The sequence below is a fragment of the Pantoea sp. JK genome, assembly GCF_026130245.1.
In the GTDB taxonomy this organism is placed as follows: Bacteria; Pseudomonadota; Gammaproteobacteria; order Enterobacterales; family Enterobacteriaceae; genus Pantoea; species Pantoea trifolii.
In genome coordinates this window covers 378,843-392,715 of sequence record NZ_JAINFN010000001.1, presented here as the reverse complement: position 1 = coordinate 392,715, position 13,873 = coordinate 378,843, and the positions used below count along the sequence as shown (strand labels likewise).

Below are 13,873 nucleotides of genomic sequence, written 5' to 3'. Positions count from 1 at the left end.
GATCCGCTCCTTGTTAGCGCAGCGCGCTGATGGCGACGTGGTCCATGTCATCGAATACCTGGTTTTCGCCCACCATGCCCCAGATAAAGGTATAGCGTTGCGTTCCCACGCCCGCGTGAATCGACCAGCTCGGTGAAATTACCGCCTGCTCGTTATGAACTAAGAGATGACGCGTCTCCTGCGGCTGGCCCATCATGTGGAACACGGCGCTGTCGTCGGCCATATCGAAGTAGAAGTAGACCTCCATGCGACGCTCATGAGTGTGACACGGCATGGTGTTCCACAGGTTGCCGTCATCAAGGCGGGTTAATCCCATGGTTAACTGGCAGGTTGGCAACACGTCGGGCACGATGAATTTATTGATGGTGCGGCGATTCGAGGTGGCGGCATCGCCTAACGTGGCTTTCACTGCCTCGGCGAGGGTGATTTTTTTGTCCGGATAATGAGTGTGTGCCGGCGCGCTGTTGTAGTAAAACTTCGCCGGATGATTAGCATCGCTGCTGCGGAAAATCACGCTCTGCGCGCCTTGTCCGACATATAACGCTTCCTGATTCCCAATCTCCCAGGTATTGCCATCCACTTCAATCAGTCCCGGCCCACCGATGTTGATTACGCCGAGCTCGCGGCGCTCGAGGAAGTAACTAACGCCCAGCTGTTTACCCACTTCGTGGCCGATGGTCACGGATTTCTGCACCGGCATTACGCCGCCGATGATGATGCGATCGATATGGCTATAAGTGAGGGTGTAATTGTCGGCGTCGAAAATCTTGTCGATCAGAAACTCACGGCGCAGGCCGTCAGTGTCCAGTGTTTTGGCATGTTCGCTATGAATGCTTTGACGAATGTCCATCTCAGGCCTCTTAAGAGTCAAAGGAAGTGGTCCCGATGCGGGTCTTTGGGCATCTTAAGTAGGATGGGATGTGAATTCAATAAAAATGAAACGATGTTTTATTTATTTGTGTGTGCGATCAAATTGCACAAAAAAGCCCGCGATAAGCGGGCTGCGGTTAACCGTGCAGATGCTCGGATTTGAGCTGGGTTAAATCATTAATAATCACATTGGCTAACGCCCAACGCGCATCATCACGATGATTGGCCGCTGGCACCACAATCGAGCGCATGCGTGCGGCTTTGGTGGCAATCATGCCGTTGAAGGAATCTTCCAGCGTCACGCAGTTAAGCGGATCGATGCCCAGTTTGGCGGCAGCGTCGAGATAGACCTGCGGGTGCGGTTTGCTGTACGGCAGCGCTTCCGCAGACTCCAGCACATCAAAGTATTTGCGCAGGTCAAACATCTCCAGCACGCGCTCCAGCATATGCAGCGGCGAGGCGGAGGCGAGGCCGATTTTCAAACCTTGCTGCTGGCACAGCTGCAGCGCCTGCTCCACGCCAGGCAGCATTGGACGCGTCTCTTCAACCAGCGCCAGCGCGCGGGCAATGATGCGTTGGGTGACTTCCTGCTGATCAGGGCCGTTCCACGGCAGCGCTTCAAACCACATGCGCACGGTTTGATCGATACGCAGACCCAGCGTATCGGGTAACTCGTGACGCCGGGTGATATCAACGCCAAGGCTGGCGAAGATATCCAATTCCGCCTGATCCCACAGCGGTTCTGAGTCGATCAACAATCCGTCCATATCAAAGATGGCGGCCAATACAGGACGACGATATGACATACAACTGCTCCCCTTGAAATTTGGCTTACCTTAGCACGAGTACCGGAGAAAGCCGACTTGCGGCAGGCCACGCATTTTTCAGGAAAAATTGCAGTAGTGCAGGTAGACTTAGGCAAAACTATTATCGGTTCAGGGAGACACCATGACTTACCAACAGGCTGGCCGCATCGCCATCCTTAAGCGAGTGGCTGGCTGGGTGATTTTTATACCAGCATTGTTATCCACCCTTATTTCGCTGCTGGGCTTTATGTTTAAGCACAGTGAAAAGCAGCCAGGCATCGATGCCGTGATGCTCGATTTTGTCCATGTTATGGTCGACATGGTGAAGTTCAATACGCCATTCCTCAATGTATTTTGGCAGAACTCGCCGGTGCCGGAGTTTAATGGCGGCGCGAATATCGGCTTTTGGCTGATCTACATCCTGATTTTTGTTGGGATTGCGCTGCAGGCTTCGGGTGCACGGATGTGGCGTCAGTCGCGCCATATTAAAGAGGGCATTGAAGATCAGTTGATCATGGAACAGGCTAAAGGCAGTGAAGGGCGTACGCGAGCGCAGCTGGAAGAGAAAATCCATATGCCACGTCACACCATTTTCTTGCAGATTTTTCCGCTCTACATCCTGCCGATCATTATCGCTATCGCTGGCTACTTTGTACTGAAGCTGCTCGGCATGCTGTAACGCGTCAGGCCGGTCTGGCCTGACGTTCTCCCAACACGTCTTCATCTAACAACTGGCCGATGGCGAACTGCGCTTCGCCGGTCCAGTTGCCGCCGAACACATTGGCGCGATTGAGCAGGTAATAGAGCTGATAAACCGGCTGACGCTGCGAAAATCCGTCTTCCAGTGGCCAAACCGCGTGATAGCCATCATAAATCTGGCGCGGTAAATCGGCGTAGTAGCTCAGCATCGCCAGATCGCATTCGCGGTCGCCCCAATAGCAGGCGGGATCGAACAGCCACGGACCGGTTGCGCTGCCAGCGCAGTTGGCGGGCCACAAATCGCCGTGTAACAAAGAGGGTTGCGGATGGTGGTTGGCAAGTGTGTGTTGCACGCAATCGACAATCAGCTCGGTATCGCCATAGTGCACGCCTTTTTCCGCAGCCAGTTGCAGCTGCCAGCCGATGCGCTGCTCAGCAAAGAATACCGACCAGCGGCGTAACCAACTATTCGGCTGCGGTGAAGTGGTGATGTTGTTATCGAAATCGAGACCAAATTGCGTCTGCTCGCTCCATTGGTGCAGATGGGCTAACTGCTGGCCGAGTTGGAAGGCACTCTGATCGGTAAAAGGTTGAGGTGGAATATATTCCAGCAGCAGGAAGCTGGTATCACGATCGTTACCGACGCCATACACCTTCGGTACGCGAACGGTTTGCGTGCGCGCCAGCAGGTCGAGTTGATCGGCTTCCCAGCTAAACAAGGTGAGCATGTCGCGGGTGTTACATTTGACGAACACATCTAACTCGCCATAGCGGATACGCCAGGCGGGATGGACATCGCCACCGGGAAGTTCCTGACGGTCGGTGATTTCAGCCTCACCGGCGTGCTCGCTTAACAGACGACTAATGGCTGACCACATCGGGTAATCCTCTTTGTTCGCTGCGTGAATTCGATTGTAACGCGCAAAACCTGAGCAAACCTGGCGTCGATGCCGTTTTTTGCACTGCGTCAGGGGTGTTCTTTCAAAAATGCCTCTAGCGTGATGACGGTGACTTCAGGTTTTTGGCCGAGCGCGATTTGCGCGTATCCCGCGGCCTGCTCCGCCACTTCATGCTCCTCTAACGCGCTGACAATGCCAAAGCTATTGGTGCCCAACTCATGCGGATGACCTTCATCATCACTTAAGGTGGTGCTATATCCGCCATTGATCATGGCGCTATTCACTGACTGCAAGTCGCCAAGTCCATTTTCCTGATACTTTAACGTGACAATGTAACGTTTGACATCATGGTCACTCATTATTCACCTCATTGTTATCGAACAGATTTCAGCGTAGACCAGCGGGCAAGATAGAGCGAATTTTAGGCGATTTATCAGCAGAAATGGCGGGTAAAGCTCTGTCAAAAAAGTTCAGAAAATTCTTCTGGTTTTTGAGCTGCTATTTAAGTAATTGCCCCCTATAATGCGCAGCGAAAATGGGAAAAGTCCCATTAAAAGAGCGGTCCAGCGGCTTTCCAGGTTTTTTTTGCGGGTACATAATTTTTTACAAAACTTACGGTAAATTGCATTGATTGACCGGAGAAACGCTTCAGACTCTTCGTTTTTTAAACTGTCGTACGGGTTACTTTTAATGAAAGCCTTTAACAAGCTGTCCGCTGTTTTATTGCTCTCTGCTGGAGCATTTTGTCACCAGGCATTTGCAGATAACGCCGTTTTCACCTCCATGGATGACCCTTCAACGGCGAAACAACCGTTTGAAGGCAGTGCGTCAGCGGGTTACCTGGCTCAAACCGGTAACACCACCAGTTCTTCGCTGAGTGCGGCTACCAATATGACGTGGTACCAAACCAACACCGCACTGAGCCTGTGGGGTAACGCCTCTAACAACTCCTCTAACGATGAGCGTTCATCTGAGACCTACAACATCGGTGGCCGTAGCCGTTATAACCTCAACAGCGCCGATTACCTGTTTGGTCAGGCGAGCTGGTTGAGCGACCGCTTCAATGGTTATGACTCACGCGACGTACTGACCGCCGGTTACGGTCGTCAGATCCTTAATGGTCCGGTTCACTCGCTGCGTGCTGAATTCGGTCCGGGTGTGCGTTACGACGATTTCCATGAAGGCGGCCATGAAACCAAAGCATTAGGTTATGGTGCAGTGAGCTACCAATGGCAGCTGACAGATACCACCAAATTTATCCAGGGTGTTTCTGTGCTGAGCAGCTTCGGTGAAGACACCACGTTGAACTCAGAAACCGCGCTGCAGGTGGCCATCAATGCTCACTTCGCGTTGAAACTAGGCTACAACGTGACCTGGAACAACAATCCCCCAGAATCTGCACCGGATCGTACCGATACCAAAACCACGATCCAGCTCTCATACTCAATGTAAGCGAGACGGATGTGAATCACCGCTGCCAGGCCTGCGCCTCGCAGCGGTTTTTTTTATTTCTCTTTGGCTTAGCGAATCTCCGCACGGGTTTTGATCGGCGGCGAAAGCTGCTATCATCATCGCCGCTTTACATTCCTGGCGTCATTCCGACAACGTGGGTCTGACATCACGCCGGGTTACACACTACAAAACTCATTTTGCATGTAGGCTTTCGTGTGGCTTACCACTGCAATTAAGGATGTGAAATGCCAGTAATTACTCTTCCTGATGGCAGCCAGCGCAGCTTTGACCGTCCGGTCAGCGTGATGGATATTGCGTTGGATATTGGACCGGGTTTGGCGAAAGCCTGTATCGCGGGCCGCGTGAATGGCGAGTTGGTTGATGCGGTTGATCCGATCACCGAGGATGCTCAGGTCGCGATTATTACCGCTAAAGACGACGCTGGTTTAGAAATCATTCGTCACTCTTGCGCACACCTGTTAGGGCATGCGATCAAGCAGCTGTGGCCAAACACCAAAATGGCTATCGGCCCGGTGATTGATAACGGTTTCTACTATGACGTCGACCTGGAACATACCTTAACCCAGGAAGATCTTGAGCTGCTGGAAAAGCGTATGCACCAGCTGGCTGAAAGCAACTACGATGTGGTGAAGAAAAAGGTGAGCTGGCAGGAAGCACGTGACGTGTTTGCTGAGCGTGGCGAAAGCTACAAAACCACCATTCTTGACGAGAACATCAGCCACGACGATCGTCCTGGCCTGTATCACCATGAAGAATACATCGACATGTGCCGCGGTCCGCACGTGCCGAATATGCGTTTCTGCCATCACTTCAAACTGCAGAAAATCTCCGGGGCTTACTGGCGCGGCAACAGCGACAACAAAATGCTGCAGCGTATTTACGGTACGGCCTGGGCGGATAAAAAGCAGCTGGCTGCTTATTTGCAGCGTCTGGAAGAAGCGGCGAAGCGCGATCACCGTAAGATCGGTAAGCAGCTTGATCTCTACCACATGCAGGAAGAAGCTCCGGGCATGGTGTTCTGGCATAATGACGGCTGGACCATCTTCCGCGAGCTGGAAGTGTTTGTGCGTACCAAGCTAAAAGAGTACGACTACCAGGAAGTGAAAGGTCCGTTCATGATGGACCGCGTGCTGTGGGAAAAAACCGGGCACTGGGAGAACTATAAAGAAGCAATGTTCACCACCTCTTCAGAGAACCGTGAATATTGCATCAAGCCGATGAACTGCCCAGGGCACGTTCAGATCTTTAATCAGGGTCTGAAATCCTACCGCGACCTGCCGCTGCGTATGGCGGAGTTTGGTAGCTGCCATCGTAACGAGCCATCAGGTGCCTTGCACGGTCTGATGCGCGTACGCGGCTTTACCCAGGATGATGCTCACGTCTTCTGTACCGAAGATCAGGTACGTGATGAAGTGAACAGCTGTATCCGCATGGTCTACGACATGTACAGCACCTTCGGTTTTGAAAAAATCGTGGTGAAATTGTCGACCCGTCCGGAAAAACGTATCGGTACCGACGAAATGTGGGATCGTGCGGAAGTGGATTTGGCAGAAGCGCTGAAAGAGAATGACATTCCATTCGAATATCAGCCGGGAGAAGGTGCCTTTTACGGCCCTAAAATTGAGTTTACCCTGTACGATTGCCTCGACCGCGCCTGGCAGTGTGGTACCGTTCAGCTAGACTTCTCCCTGCCGAAACGTCTGGACGCGACTTTTGTCGGTGAAAACAACGATCGTCAGACACCGGTGATGATTCACCGCGCAATTCTCGGTTCAATGGAGCGCTTTATCGGCATCCTGACCGAAGAGTTCGCTGGATTCTTCCCGAGTTGGCTGGCACCAGTGCAAGCTGTGTTGATGAATATCACCGACAGTCAGTCAGAATACGTCAGCGAATTGACAAAGAAACTGCAGAATGCAGGTATTCGTGTCAAAGCGGACTTGAGAAACGAGAAGATAGGCTTTAAAATCCGCGAGCACACATTACGTCGCGTCCCTTATATGCTGGTTTGCGGTGACAAAGAGGTGGAAGCAGGCAAAGTTGCCGTGCGCACCCGCCGTGGTAAAGACCTTGGGAGCATGGACGTAGATGTGTTTGTTGAGAAGCTGCAACAAGAGATTCGCAGCCGACATCTTCACCAATTAGAGGAAACAGGTTATTAAAGGCGGAAAACGAGTACAACCAACACGTCCGAACCGTATCAACGGCGAAATCCGTGCTACCGAAGTGCGCTTATCTGGCGTAGACGGCGAGCAACTTGGCATTGTCACCCTGCGTGAAGCCATTGAGAAAGCTGAAGAAGCCGGCGTAGATTTAGTTGAAATCAGCCCGAACGCCGAACCGCCGGTTTGCCGTATCATGGATTACGGCAAGTTCCTTTATGAAAAAAGCAAGTCTTCTAAGGAACAGAAGAAGAAGCAGAAAGTTATCCAGGTTAAGGAAATCAAATTCCGTCCTGGTACCGATGATGGCGACTATCAGGTCAAACTACGCAACCTGATTCGCTTTCTGGAAGAGGGCGATAAAGCCAAAATCACGCTGCGTTTCCGCGGTCGTGAGATGGCGCACCAGCAGATCGGTATGGAAGTGCTTAACCGCGTCCGTAAAGATCTGTGTGAAGACATGGATCTGGCGATTGTCGAATCCTTTCCTTCGAAGATCGAAGGTCGTCAGATGATCATGGTGCTCGCTCCTAAGAAGAAACAGTAGGCCTTCAAGTAATGAAGCCGCGCATCGCTTGCGTTGTGCGGATTTTTATTCGCCTGTCTGATTCATTTTATTAACAATGCGAAGTGGATATTTGTAAAAATGCCAAAGATTAAAACTGTACGTGGCGCCGCTAAGCGCTTCAAGAAGACCGCTTCTGGCGGCTTCAAGCGTAAGCACGCGAACCTGCGTCATATTCTGACTAAAAAGTCTACTAAGCGTAAACGTCACCTGCGTCCGAAAGGCATGGTGTCTAAAGGCGATCTGGGTCTGGTTATTGCCTGCCTGCCGTACGCATAAGTAAGTTTTTTATAAATTTGCCCGAAAACTTTGCGTACTGGCCATTGGCTTGCAAGGAATAGGGCGTCACAGAATATGATATAGGAGAGCTCACATGGCTCGCGTTAAACGTGGTGTAATTGCTCGCGCACGTCACAAGAAAATCTTAAAACAAGCTAAAGGCTACTATGGTGCACGTTCACGTGTATACCGCGTTGCCTTCCAGGCTGTTATCAAAGCTGGTCAGTATGCTTACCGTGACCGTCGTCAACGTAAGCGTCAGTTCCGTCAACTGTGGATCGCGCGTATCAACGCTGCGGCTCGTCAGAACGGTATCTCTTACAGCCGTTTCATCAATGGCCTGAAAAAAGCCTCTATTGAAATCGACCGTAAGATTCTGGCTGACATCGCTGTATTCGACAAAGTGACATTTACTGCACTTGTTGAAAAAGCAAAATCAGCTCTGGCGTAAGTCAGTTGAAAAAGGGAGCTTGCTCCCTTTTTTATTACCCGCAACTCACGCAAAAGATTGACATTTTGGCCGCTGCGCATTTCAATAGTGCGGTTTCTAAATATGACAAGGTAACGCAAGCATGAATGCTGCTATTTTCCGTTTCTTTTTTTACTTTAGCGCCTGAACATCAGGGGCTTTTGCGCATAAGAAAAGAAACGAAAAATCGCGCTAAAAGCCTCCCTCGTGGAGGCTTTTTTGTTTCTGGCGACACTTAATCGGATCAGCTGATCCCAACGAGAACTGACCAGCCCGGCTGGAAGAAGAGGAAATCATGTCCCAACTCGCAGACCTGGTGGCTCGTGCCACGGCCGCCATCGACGAGGCGGCGGATATCGCTGCTCTGGACGCCGTGCGCGTCGAATTTCTGGGTAAGAAAGGGCATCTGACGCTGCAAATGACCACCCTGCGTGAACTGCCAGCAGAAGAGCGCCCGGCAGCGGGTGCGGTCATCAACGATGCTAAACAGCAAGTGCAGGATCGCCTTACCGCGCGCAAAGATACGCTGGAAAACGCCGAGCTGAATGCGCGTCTGGCTGCGGAAACCATCGACGTGTCGCTGCCTGGCCGCCGCGTTGAGAATGGCGGCTTGCATCCGGTGACCCGCACGATCGACCGTATCGAAACCTTCTTCGGCGAACTGGGTTTCGCGGTAGTGACAGGTCCGGAAATTGAAGACGATTACCACAACTTTGATGCGCTAAACATTCCGGGCCATCACCCGGCACGTGCCGATCACGATACCTTCTGGTTCGATGCCACGCGTCTGCTGCGCACCCAAACCTCAGGCGTGCAGATTCGCACTATGAAAAACCAGCAGCCGCCGATCCGCATCATCGCGCCAGGCCGTGTTTATCGTAACGACTACGATCAGACGCACACGCCGATGTTCCATCAGATGGAAGGTTTAATTGTCGATAAGGACATCAGCTTTACCAATCTGAAAGGCACGCTGCACGATTTCCTGAACAACTTCTTCGAAGAGAATCTGCAAATTCGCTTCCGTCCTTCTTACTTCCCGTTCACCGAACCGTCCGCAGAAGTGGATGTGATGGGTAAAAACGGCAAGTGGCTGGAAGTGCTGGGTTGCGGCATGGTGCACCCGAACGTGTTGCGCAATGTTGGCATCGATCCGGAAATTTATTCGGGCTTTGCGTTTGGCATGGGCATGGAGCGTCTCACCATGCTGCGCTACGGTGTGACCGATCTGCGCGCCTTCTTCGAAAATGATTTACGTTTCCTCAAACAATTTAAATAAGGGCAGGTTATCCAATGAAATTCAGTGAACTCTGGTTACGCGAATGGGTAAATCCAGCCCTTGACAGCGCTGCGCTGTCTGAGCAAATCACCATGGCCGGCCTTGAAGTGGACGGCGTAGATCCGGTTGCCGGCGCTTTCAACGGTGTTGTGGTGGGTGAAGTGGTTGAGTGCGGCCAGCATCCGAACGCCGACAAGCTGCGCGTCACCAAAATCAACGTCGGTGGCGATCGTCTGTTGGATATCGTCTGCGGCGCGCCAAACTGCCGTCAGGGCCTGAAAGTCGCAGTGGCGACCGTTGGCGCTGTGCTGCCGGGCGATTTCAAAATCAAAGCGGCAAAACTGCGTGGCGAACCCTCTGAAGGCATGCTGTGCTCCTTCTCTGAGCTGGGTATTTCCGACGATCACAGTGGCATTATCGAGCTGCCAGCCGATGCGCCCATTGGTACCAACATCCGCAGCTATCTGCAGCTGGATGACAACACCATTGAAATCAGCGTCACGCCAAACCGCGCCGATTGCCTGGGCATCATCGGGGTTGCGCGTGATGTAGCGGTACTGAACGGTTTGCCGCTGACGGCGCCTGCCATTGAGCCGGTAAAAGCCACCATCACCGACACTTTCCCGATTCGCGTCGATGCCACCGCCGCGTGCCCGCGCTATCTGGGCCGCGTGGTGAAAGGTATTAACGTCAAAGCCGCTACACCATTGTGGATGCGAGAAAAGCTGCGTCGCTGCGGTATTCGTTCAATCGATCCGGTGGTGGATATCACCAACTTTGTGCTGCTGGAGCTTGGCCAGCCGATGCACGCCTTTGATCTCGACCGCATCAACGGCGGCATCGTGGTGCGTATGGCAGAAGAGGGCGAAGCCCTGACGCTGCTGGATGGTACCGAAGCCAAACTCAGCAGCGACACGCTGGTGATTGCCGATCACCACAAAGCGCTGGCGATGGGCGGCATCTTTGGTGGCGAGCATTCAGGTGTGAATGAAGAGACGCAGAACGTGCTGTTCGAATGCGCCTACTTTGATCCGCTGGCGATTACCGGCCGCGCACGCCGTCAAGGCTTGCATACTGACGCATCACATCGTTATGAGCGTGGCGTCGATCCGGCGCTGCAGCACAAAGCGATTGAACGCGCGACGCAACTGCTGCTCGACATCTGTGGCGGCGAAGCGGGCCCGGTCATCGATCAAACTGACGCGAGCGCGCTGCCGCCACGCGCCACCATCACGCTGCGCCGTGAAAAGCTTGATCGCCTGATTGGTCACGTGATTGCTGACGATCAGGTTACTGACATCCTGACGCGTCTCGGTTGTGAAGTGACGGTCGGTGCAGGCGAGTGGCAAGCCGTGGCGCCAAGCTGGCGTTTCGATATGGCCATCGAAGAAGATCTGGTCGAAGAAGTGGCGCGCGTTTACGGCTACAACAACATTCCTGATGTGCCGGTGAAAGCCAGCCTGATCATGACGCAACATCGTGAAGCCGACCTGTCGCTGAAGCGTGCGAAAAATCTGCTGGTGGATAAGGGCTATCAGGAAGCGATTACGTACAGCTTCGTCGATCCAAAAATGCAGCAGTTGCTGCATCCGGGCGAAGAGGCGCTGATTTTGCCAAGCCCGATCTCCAGCGATATGTCGGCCATGCGCCTGTCGCTCTGGACCGGTTTACTGGGTGCGGTGGTGTACAACCAAAACCGTCAGCAGGGCCGCGTACGCCTGTTTGAGAGCGGTTTGCGCTTTGTTCCTGATACACAGGCCGATCTGGGTATCCGTCAGGATCTTATGCTGGCCGGCGTTTTAAGCGGTAATCGCTATGAAGAGCATTGGGATCTGGCGCGTCAGACGGTTGACTTCTATGATTTGAAAGGCGATTTAGAATCGCTGCTGGATTTGACCGGTAAACTTGATGAGATCTCCTTCCGTGCGGAAGCCAATCCGGCGCTGCATCCAGGACAAAGCGCCGCAATTTATTTACGCGGCGAACGAATCGGATTTATCGGGGTGGTTCATCCAGAGCTGGAACGTAAGCTGGATCTTAACGGGCGCACCTTAGTGTTTGAACTGCTTTGGAATAAGGTCGCAGACCGCGTCCTGCCTGATGCGCGCGAGATTTCCCGCTTCCCGGCAAACCGTCGTGATATCGCCGTTGTGGTGGCTGAAAACGTGCCTGCAGCAGATATCATTGCGGAGTGTAAGAAAGTTGGCGTAAATCAGGTAGTTGGCGTAAACTTGTTTGACGTGTACCGTGGTAAGGGCGTGAACGAGGGTGAAAAGAGCCTTGCGATTAGCCTGATTTTGCAGGATACCAGCCGGACACTCGAAGAAGAGGAGATTGCCGCGACCGTTGCCAAATGCGTTGCGGCATTAAAAGAGCGATTCCAGGCAACCTTGAGGGATTGAACCTATGGCGCTTACAAAAGCTGAAATGTCAGAGTACCTGTTTGAAAAACTCGGGTTGAGCAAACGCGATGCCAAAGAGTTGGTAGAACTTTTTTTTGAAGAGGTTCGCCGCGCGTTGGAAAACGGAGAACAGGTAAAACTGTCCGGATTTGGTAATTTTGATCTGCGTGACAAAAACCAGCGTCCGGGCCGTAACCCGAAGACGGGGGAAGATATTCCTATCACCGCGCGCCGAGTGGTGACATTCCGTCCGGGACAGAAGTTGAAAAGTCGCGTCGAGAACGCGACACCCAAGGATGCTGACTAATTTCAGTACGACAAAAAGGCCGCTTAGCGGCCTTTTTTTTGCCTTAAATTTGGTCGTTCTACACGATTTATCCACGCTGTAAGGATTTCGTAAGCATCCGGAAAATAAGGCGAAAATCGGTCCTCACCGATAGTGACGGCATCAACACTTTTGTTATAACAGCGCCATCACATAGCAAATGGTTTGAATAATGAAAAAGACAGCATTTTTATTAAGCATCCTGTTAGGCATGCCGCTGCTGGCTAGCGCCAATGTTTCCGTCAACATCAACACGCCGGGCGTTTCGGTGCATATCGGCGATCAGGATAAGCGTGGCTACTATTGGGATGGTTACGACTGGCGTGCGCCAACGTGGTGGAAACAGCACCATAACCAGCGCATTGGCACCAAAGGTCCGCACGGTTACTGGAACGGTAACGGCTGGCAGGCGCAGCATCCGGGCAATGGGCCGCATCGGGATGACAAACGTCAGCCACAGCGACAGCCGCAACCGCAGCATCACGACCAGCATGATAATCAGCAGAAGCGTGATAATCACGGTCAGCCGCTTCCCCCGCATCAGTAATGCTTCTCCAGCGGCGCCTCCACAGCGCCGCTTTCTTTTTGCTGTAATCCCACTACAATCAAATCTCTGTTTTCTCAGCCAATCTTATCTATGACTCTGCTGGATCAGCTTGCTTCTCAGGCAAACCGCCGCAGCCAGCGCTGGCTCATCACACTCAGTGCGCTGCTGTTGCTGCTCATTGGGCTTAGCCTGTCGGCCGGTGACAGCTGGATCTCCCCAACACAATGGTTTTCGGCGCAAGGCGATCTGTTCGTCTGGCAGCTGCGCATGCCGCGTACGCTGGCGGTGTTGCTGGTGGGTGCGGCGCTGGCAGTGTGCGGCGTGGTGATGCAGGCGCTGTTTAATAATCCGCTGGCGGAACCCGGCTTATTGGGTGTGTCGAATGGGGCAGGAATTGGTCTGGTATTGGGCGTGATGCTTGGCAACGGTTCGTTATGGAGCTTAGCGCTGGCGGCAATGGCCGGTGCGCTACTGATCACCCTGATTCTGCTGCACTTCGCCCACAAACAACTGTCGGTAAGCCGCTTACTGTTGACCGGCGTGGCGCTCGGCATTATCTGTAGCGCCATCATGACGTGGGCGGTGTACTTTAGCACCAGCCTCGATCTGCGCCAGCTGATGTACTGGATGATGGGCGGTTTTAGTGGCATCGACTGGCGCTATGGCTGGATGATGCTGGCGCTGCTGCCGGTTACGCTGCTGCTGATCGCCACCGCGCGCACGCTGAATTTGCTGGTGCTGGGCGAAACCTCGGCGCGTCAGCTCGGATTACCGCTGCTGCTGTGGCGCAACCTGCTGGTGCTGGCGATGGGCTGGCTGGTGGGCGTGAGCGTGGCGATGGCGGGGGCAATCGGCTTTGTCGGTCTGGTTATCCCGCATTTGTTGCGTCTCAGCGGTTTCAGCGATCATCGTTATTTGTTGCCTGCGGCGGCTTTAGCCGGTGCCGCAGTGCTGCTGGGCGCGGATATTATTGCGCGGCTGGTATTAACCTCCGCCGAACTGCCGATTGGCGTGGTAACCGCCACGCTCGGCGCGCCGCTGTTTATCGTGTTATTAGTGAAGTCTTCGCGCTAGCTTTGGCTGGCAACGTGTTATCAA

The 13,873-nt window shown here is 53.1% G+C and carries 16 protein-coding genes and 1 other annotated feature; of the genes, 12 read left to right on the top strand and 4 right to left on the bottom strand.

The genetic code is table 11. The features are described from left to right. Nucleotides 1–13: 13 nt before the first annotated feature. Together kduI and hxpB are read right to left on the bottom strand one after the other, a co-directional pair. Nucleotides 14–850 (bottom strand): 5-dehydro-4-deoxy-D-glucuronate isomerase, encoded by an 837-nt coding sequence (kduI, locus tag PanJK_RS01910; protein WP_154152503.1) that lies wholly within the window; start codon nt 848–850, stop codon nt 14–16. A 157-nt stretch (nt 851–1,007) separates the two neighbouring features. Then, entirely contained in the window at nt 1,008–1,676 is a 669-nt protein-coding gene (gene hxpB, locus PanJK_RS01905) for a hexitol phosphatase HxpB (protein WP_265296946.1), read from the bottom strand. Nucleotides 1,677–1,818: 142 nt separating this feature from the next. Here hxpB and PanJK_RS01900 point away from each other — a divergent pair, with 142 nt between their 5' ends. Then, on the top strand, nt 1,819–2,355 hold the full coding sequence (locus tag PanJK_RS01900; RefSeq protein ID WP_008102926.1) for a YniB family protein: 537 nt from the start codon (nt 1,819–1,821) through the stop codon (nt 2,353–2,355). Between the two features lie 4 nt (nt 2,356–2,359). Here PanJK_RS01900 and PanJK_RS01895 read toward each other — a convergent pair whose 3' ends face one another. Beyond that, the gene (locus PanJK_RS01895) at nt 2,360–3,253 is read right to left on the bottom strand and encodes a fructosamine kinase family protein (protein WP_265296944.1); all 894 of its coding nucleotides are present in this window, start codon (nt 3,251–3,253) and stop codon (nt 2,360–2,362) included. An 89-nt stretch (nt 3,254–3,342) separates the two neighbouring features. After that, entirely contained in the window at nt 3,343–3,633 is a 291-nt protein-coding gene (gene ghoS / locus PanJK_RS01890) for a type V toxin-antitoxin system endoribonuclease antitoxin GhoS (protein WP_265296943.1), read from the bottom strand. A 331-nt stretch (nt 3,634–3,964) separates the two neighbouring features. Between ghoS and PanJK_RS01885 the strand changes: the two genes are divergently transcribed. The 11 genes from PanJK_RS01885 (at nt 3,965) to btuC (ending at nt 13,849) form a co-directional block, all read left to right on the top strand. Next, nucleotides 3,965–4,726 (top strand): YdiY family protein, encoded by a 762-nt coding sequence (locus tag PanJK_RS01885; protein WP_256696313.1) that lies wholly within the window; start codon nt 3,965–3,967, stop codon nt 4,724–4,726. A gap of 245 nt (nt 4,727–4,971) precedes the next feature. Then, a complete protein-coding gene (gene thrS, locus PanJK_RS01880; RefSeq protein WP_265296941.1) occupies nt 4,972–6,909 on the top strand; it encodes a threonine--tRNA ligase in 1,938 nt (645 codons plus the stop codon). Beyond that, entirely contained in the window at nt 6,905–7,456 is a 552-nt protein-coding gene (gene infC, locus PanJK_RS01875) for a translation initiation factor IF-3 (protein ID WP_036647992.1), read from the top strand. The genes thrS and infC overlap by 5 nt, the downstream gene beginning before the upstream one ends. Before the next feature lie 99 nt (nt 7,457–7,555). After that, complete coding sequence (gene rpmI / locus PanJK_RS01870; RefSeq protein WP_004157374.1) at nt 7,556–7,753, top strand: 50S ribosomal protein L35; 198 nt, start codon at nt 7,556–7,558, stop codon at nt 7,751–7,753. 94 nt (nt 7,754–7,847) lie between these two features. Then, complete coding sequence (rplT, locus tag PanJK_RS01865; protein WP_007892678.1) at nt 7,848–8,204, top strand: 50S ribosomal protein L20; 357 nt, start codon at nt 7,848–7,850, stop codon at nt 8,202–8,204. Between the two features lie 116 nt (nt 8,205–8,320). Continuing rightward, nucleotides 8,321–8,446 (top strand) — a sequence feature (Phe leader region). Further along, nucleotides 8,326–8,370: a pheST operon leader peptide PheM gene (gene pheM / locus PanJK_RS01860; protein WP_106120997.1), complete on the top strand. Its 45-nt coding sequence runs from the start codon at nt 8,326–8,328 to the stop codon at nt 8,368–8,370. It overlaps the preceding feature by 45 nt. 71 nt (nt 8,447–8,517) lie before the next feature. Next, a complete protein-coding gene (gene pheS, locus PanJK_RS01855; protein WP_256696314.1) occupies nt 8,518–9,501 on the top strand; it encodes a phenylalanine--tRNA ligase subunit alpha in 984 nt (327 codons plus the stop codon). Between the two features lie 14 nt (nt 9,502–9,515). Next, complete coding sequence (pheT, locus tag PanJK_RS01850; protein ID WP_265296939.1) at nt 9,516–11,903, top strand: phenylalanine--tRNA ligase subunit beta; 2,388 nt, start codon at nt 9,516–9,518, stop codon at nt 11,901–11,903. A gap of 4 nt (nt 11,904–11,907) precedes the next feature. After that, entirely contained in the window at nt 11,908–12,210 is a 303-nt protein-coding gene (gene ihfA / locus PanJK_RS01845) for an integration host factor subunit alpha (RefSeq protein WP_007892687.1), read from the top strand. Nucleotides 12,211–12,400: 190 nt separating this feature from the next. Next, the gene (locus PanJK_RS01840; protein WP_265296935.1) at nt 12,401–12,775 is read left to right on the top strand and encodes a DUF2502 domain-containing protein; all 375 of its coding nucleotides are present in this window, start codon (nt 12,401–12,403) and stop codon (nt 12,773–12,775) included. 90 nt (nt 12,776–12,865) lie between these two features. Beyond that, nucleotides 12,866–13,849, top strand: a complete 984-nt coding sequence (btuC, locus tag PanJK_RS01835; protein ID WP_265296933.1) for a vitamin B12 ABC transporter permease BtuC — start codon at nt 12,866–12,868, stop codon at nt 13,847–13,849. Nucleotides 13,850–13,873 lie beyond the last annotated feature (24 nt).

Coding starts and splice junctions, on each gene's coding strand:
- kduI (WP_154152503.1), bottom strand. CDS start 850: ATGGACATTCGTCAAAGCATTCATAGCGAACATGCCAAAACACTGGAC.
- hxpB (WP_265296946.1), bottom strand. CDS start 1,676: ATGTCATATCGTCGTCCTGTATTGGCCGCCATCTTTGATATGGACGGA.
- PanJK_RS01900 (WP_008102926.1), top strand. CDS start 1,819: ATGACTTACCAACAGGCTGGCCGCATCGCCATCCTTAAGCGAGTGGCT.
- PanJK_RS01895 (WP_265296944.1), bottom strand. CDS start 3,253: ATGTGGTCAGCCATTAGTCGTCTGTTAAGCGAGCACGCCGGTGAGGCT.
- ghoS (WP_265296943.1), bottom strand. CDS start 3,633: ATGAGTGACCATGATGTCAAACGTTACATTGTCACGTTAAAGTATCAG.
- PanJK_RS01885 (WP_256696313.1), top strand. CDS start 3,965: ATGAAAGCCTTTAACAAGCTGTCCGCTGTTTTATTGCTCTCTGCTGGA.
- thrS (WP_265296941.1), top strand. CDS start 4,972: ATGCCAGTAATTACTCTTCCTGATGGCAGCCAGCGCAGCTTTGACCGT.
- rpmI (WP_004157374.1), top strand. CDS start 7,556: ATGCCAAAGATTAAAACTGTACGTGGCGCCGCTAAGCGCTTCAAGAAG.
- rplT (WP_007892678.1), top strand. CDS start 7,848: ATGGCTCGCGTTAAACGTGGTGTAATTGCTCGCGCACGTCACAAGAAA.
- pheS (WP_256696314.1), top strand. CDS start 8,518: ATGTCCCAACTCGCAGACCTGGTGGCTCGTGCCACGGCCGCCATCGAC.
- pheT (WP_265296939.1), top strand. CDS start 9,516: ATGAAATTCAGTGAACTCTGGTTACGCGAATGGGTAAATCCAGCCCTT.
- ihfA (WP_007892687.1), top strand. CDS start 11,908: ATGGCGCTTACAAAAGCTGAAATGTCAGAGTACCTGTTTGAAAAACTC.
- PanJK_RS01840 (WP_265296935.1), top strand. CDS start 12,401: ATGAAAAAGACAGCATTTTTATTAAGCATCCTGTTAGGCATGCCGCTG.
- btuC (WP_265296933.1), top strand. CDS start 12,866: ATGACTCTGCTGGATCAGCTTGCTTCTCAGGCAAACCGCCGCAGCCAG.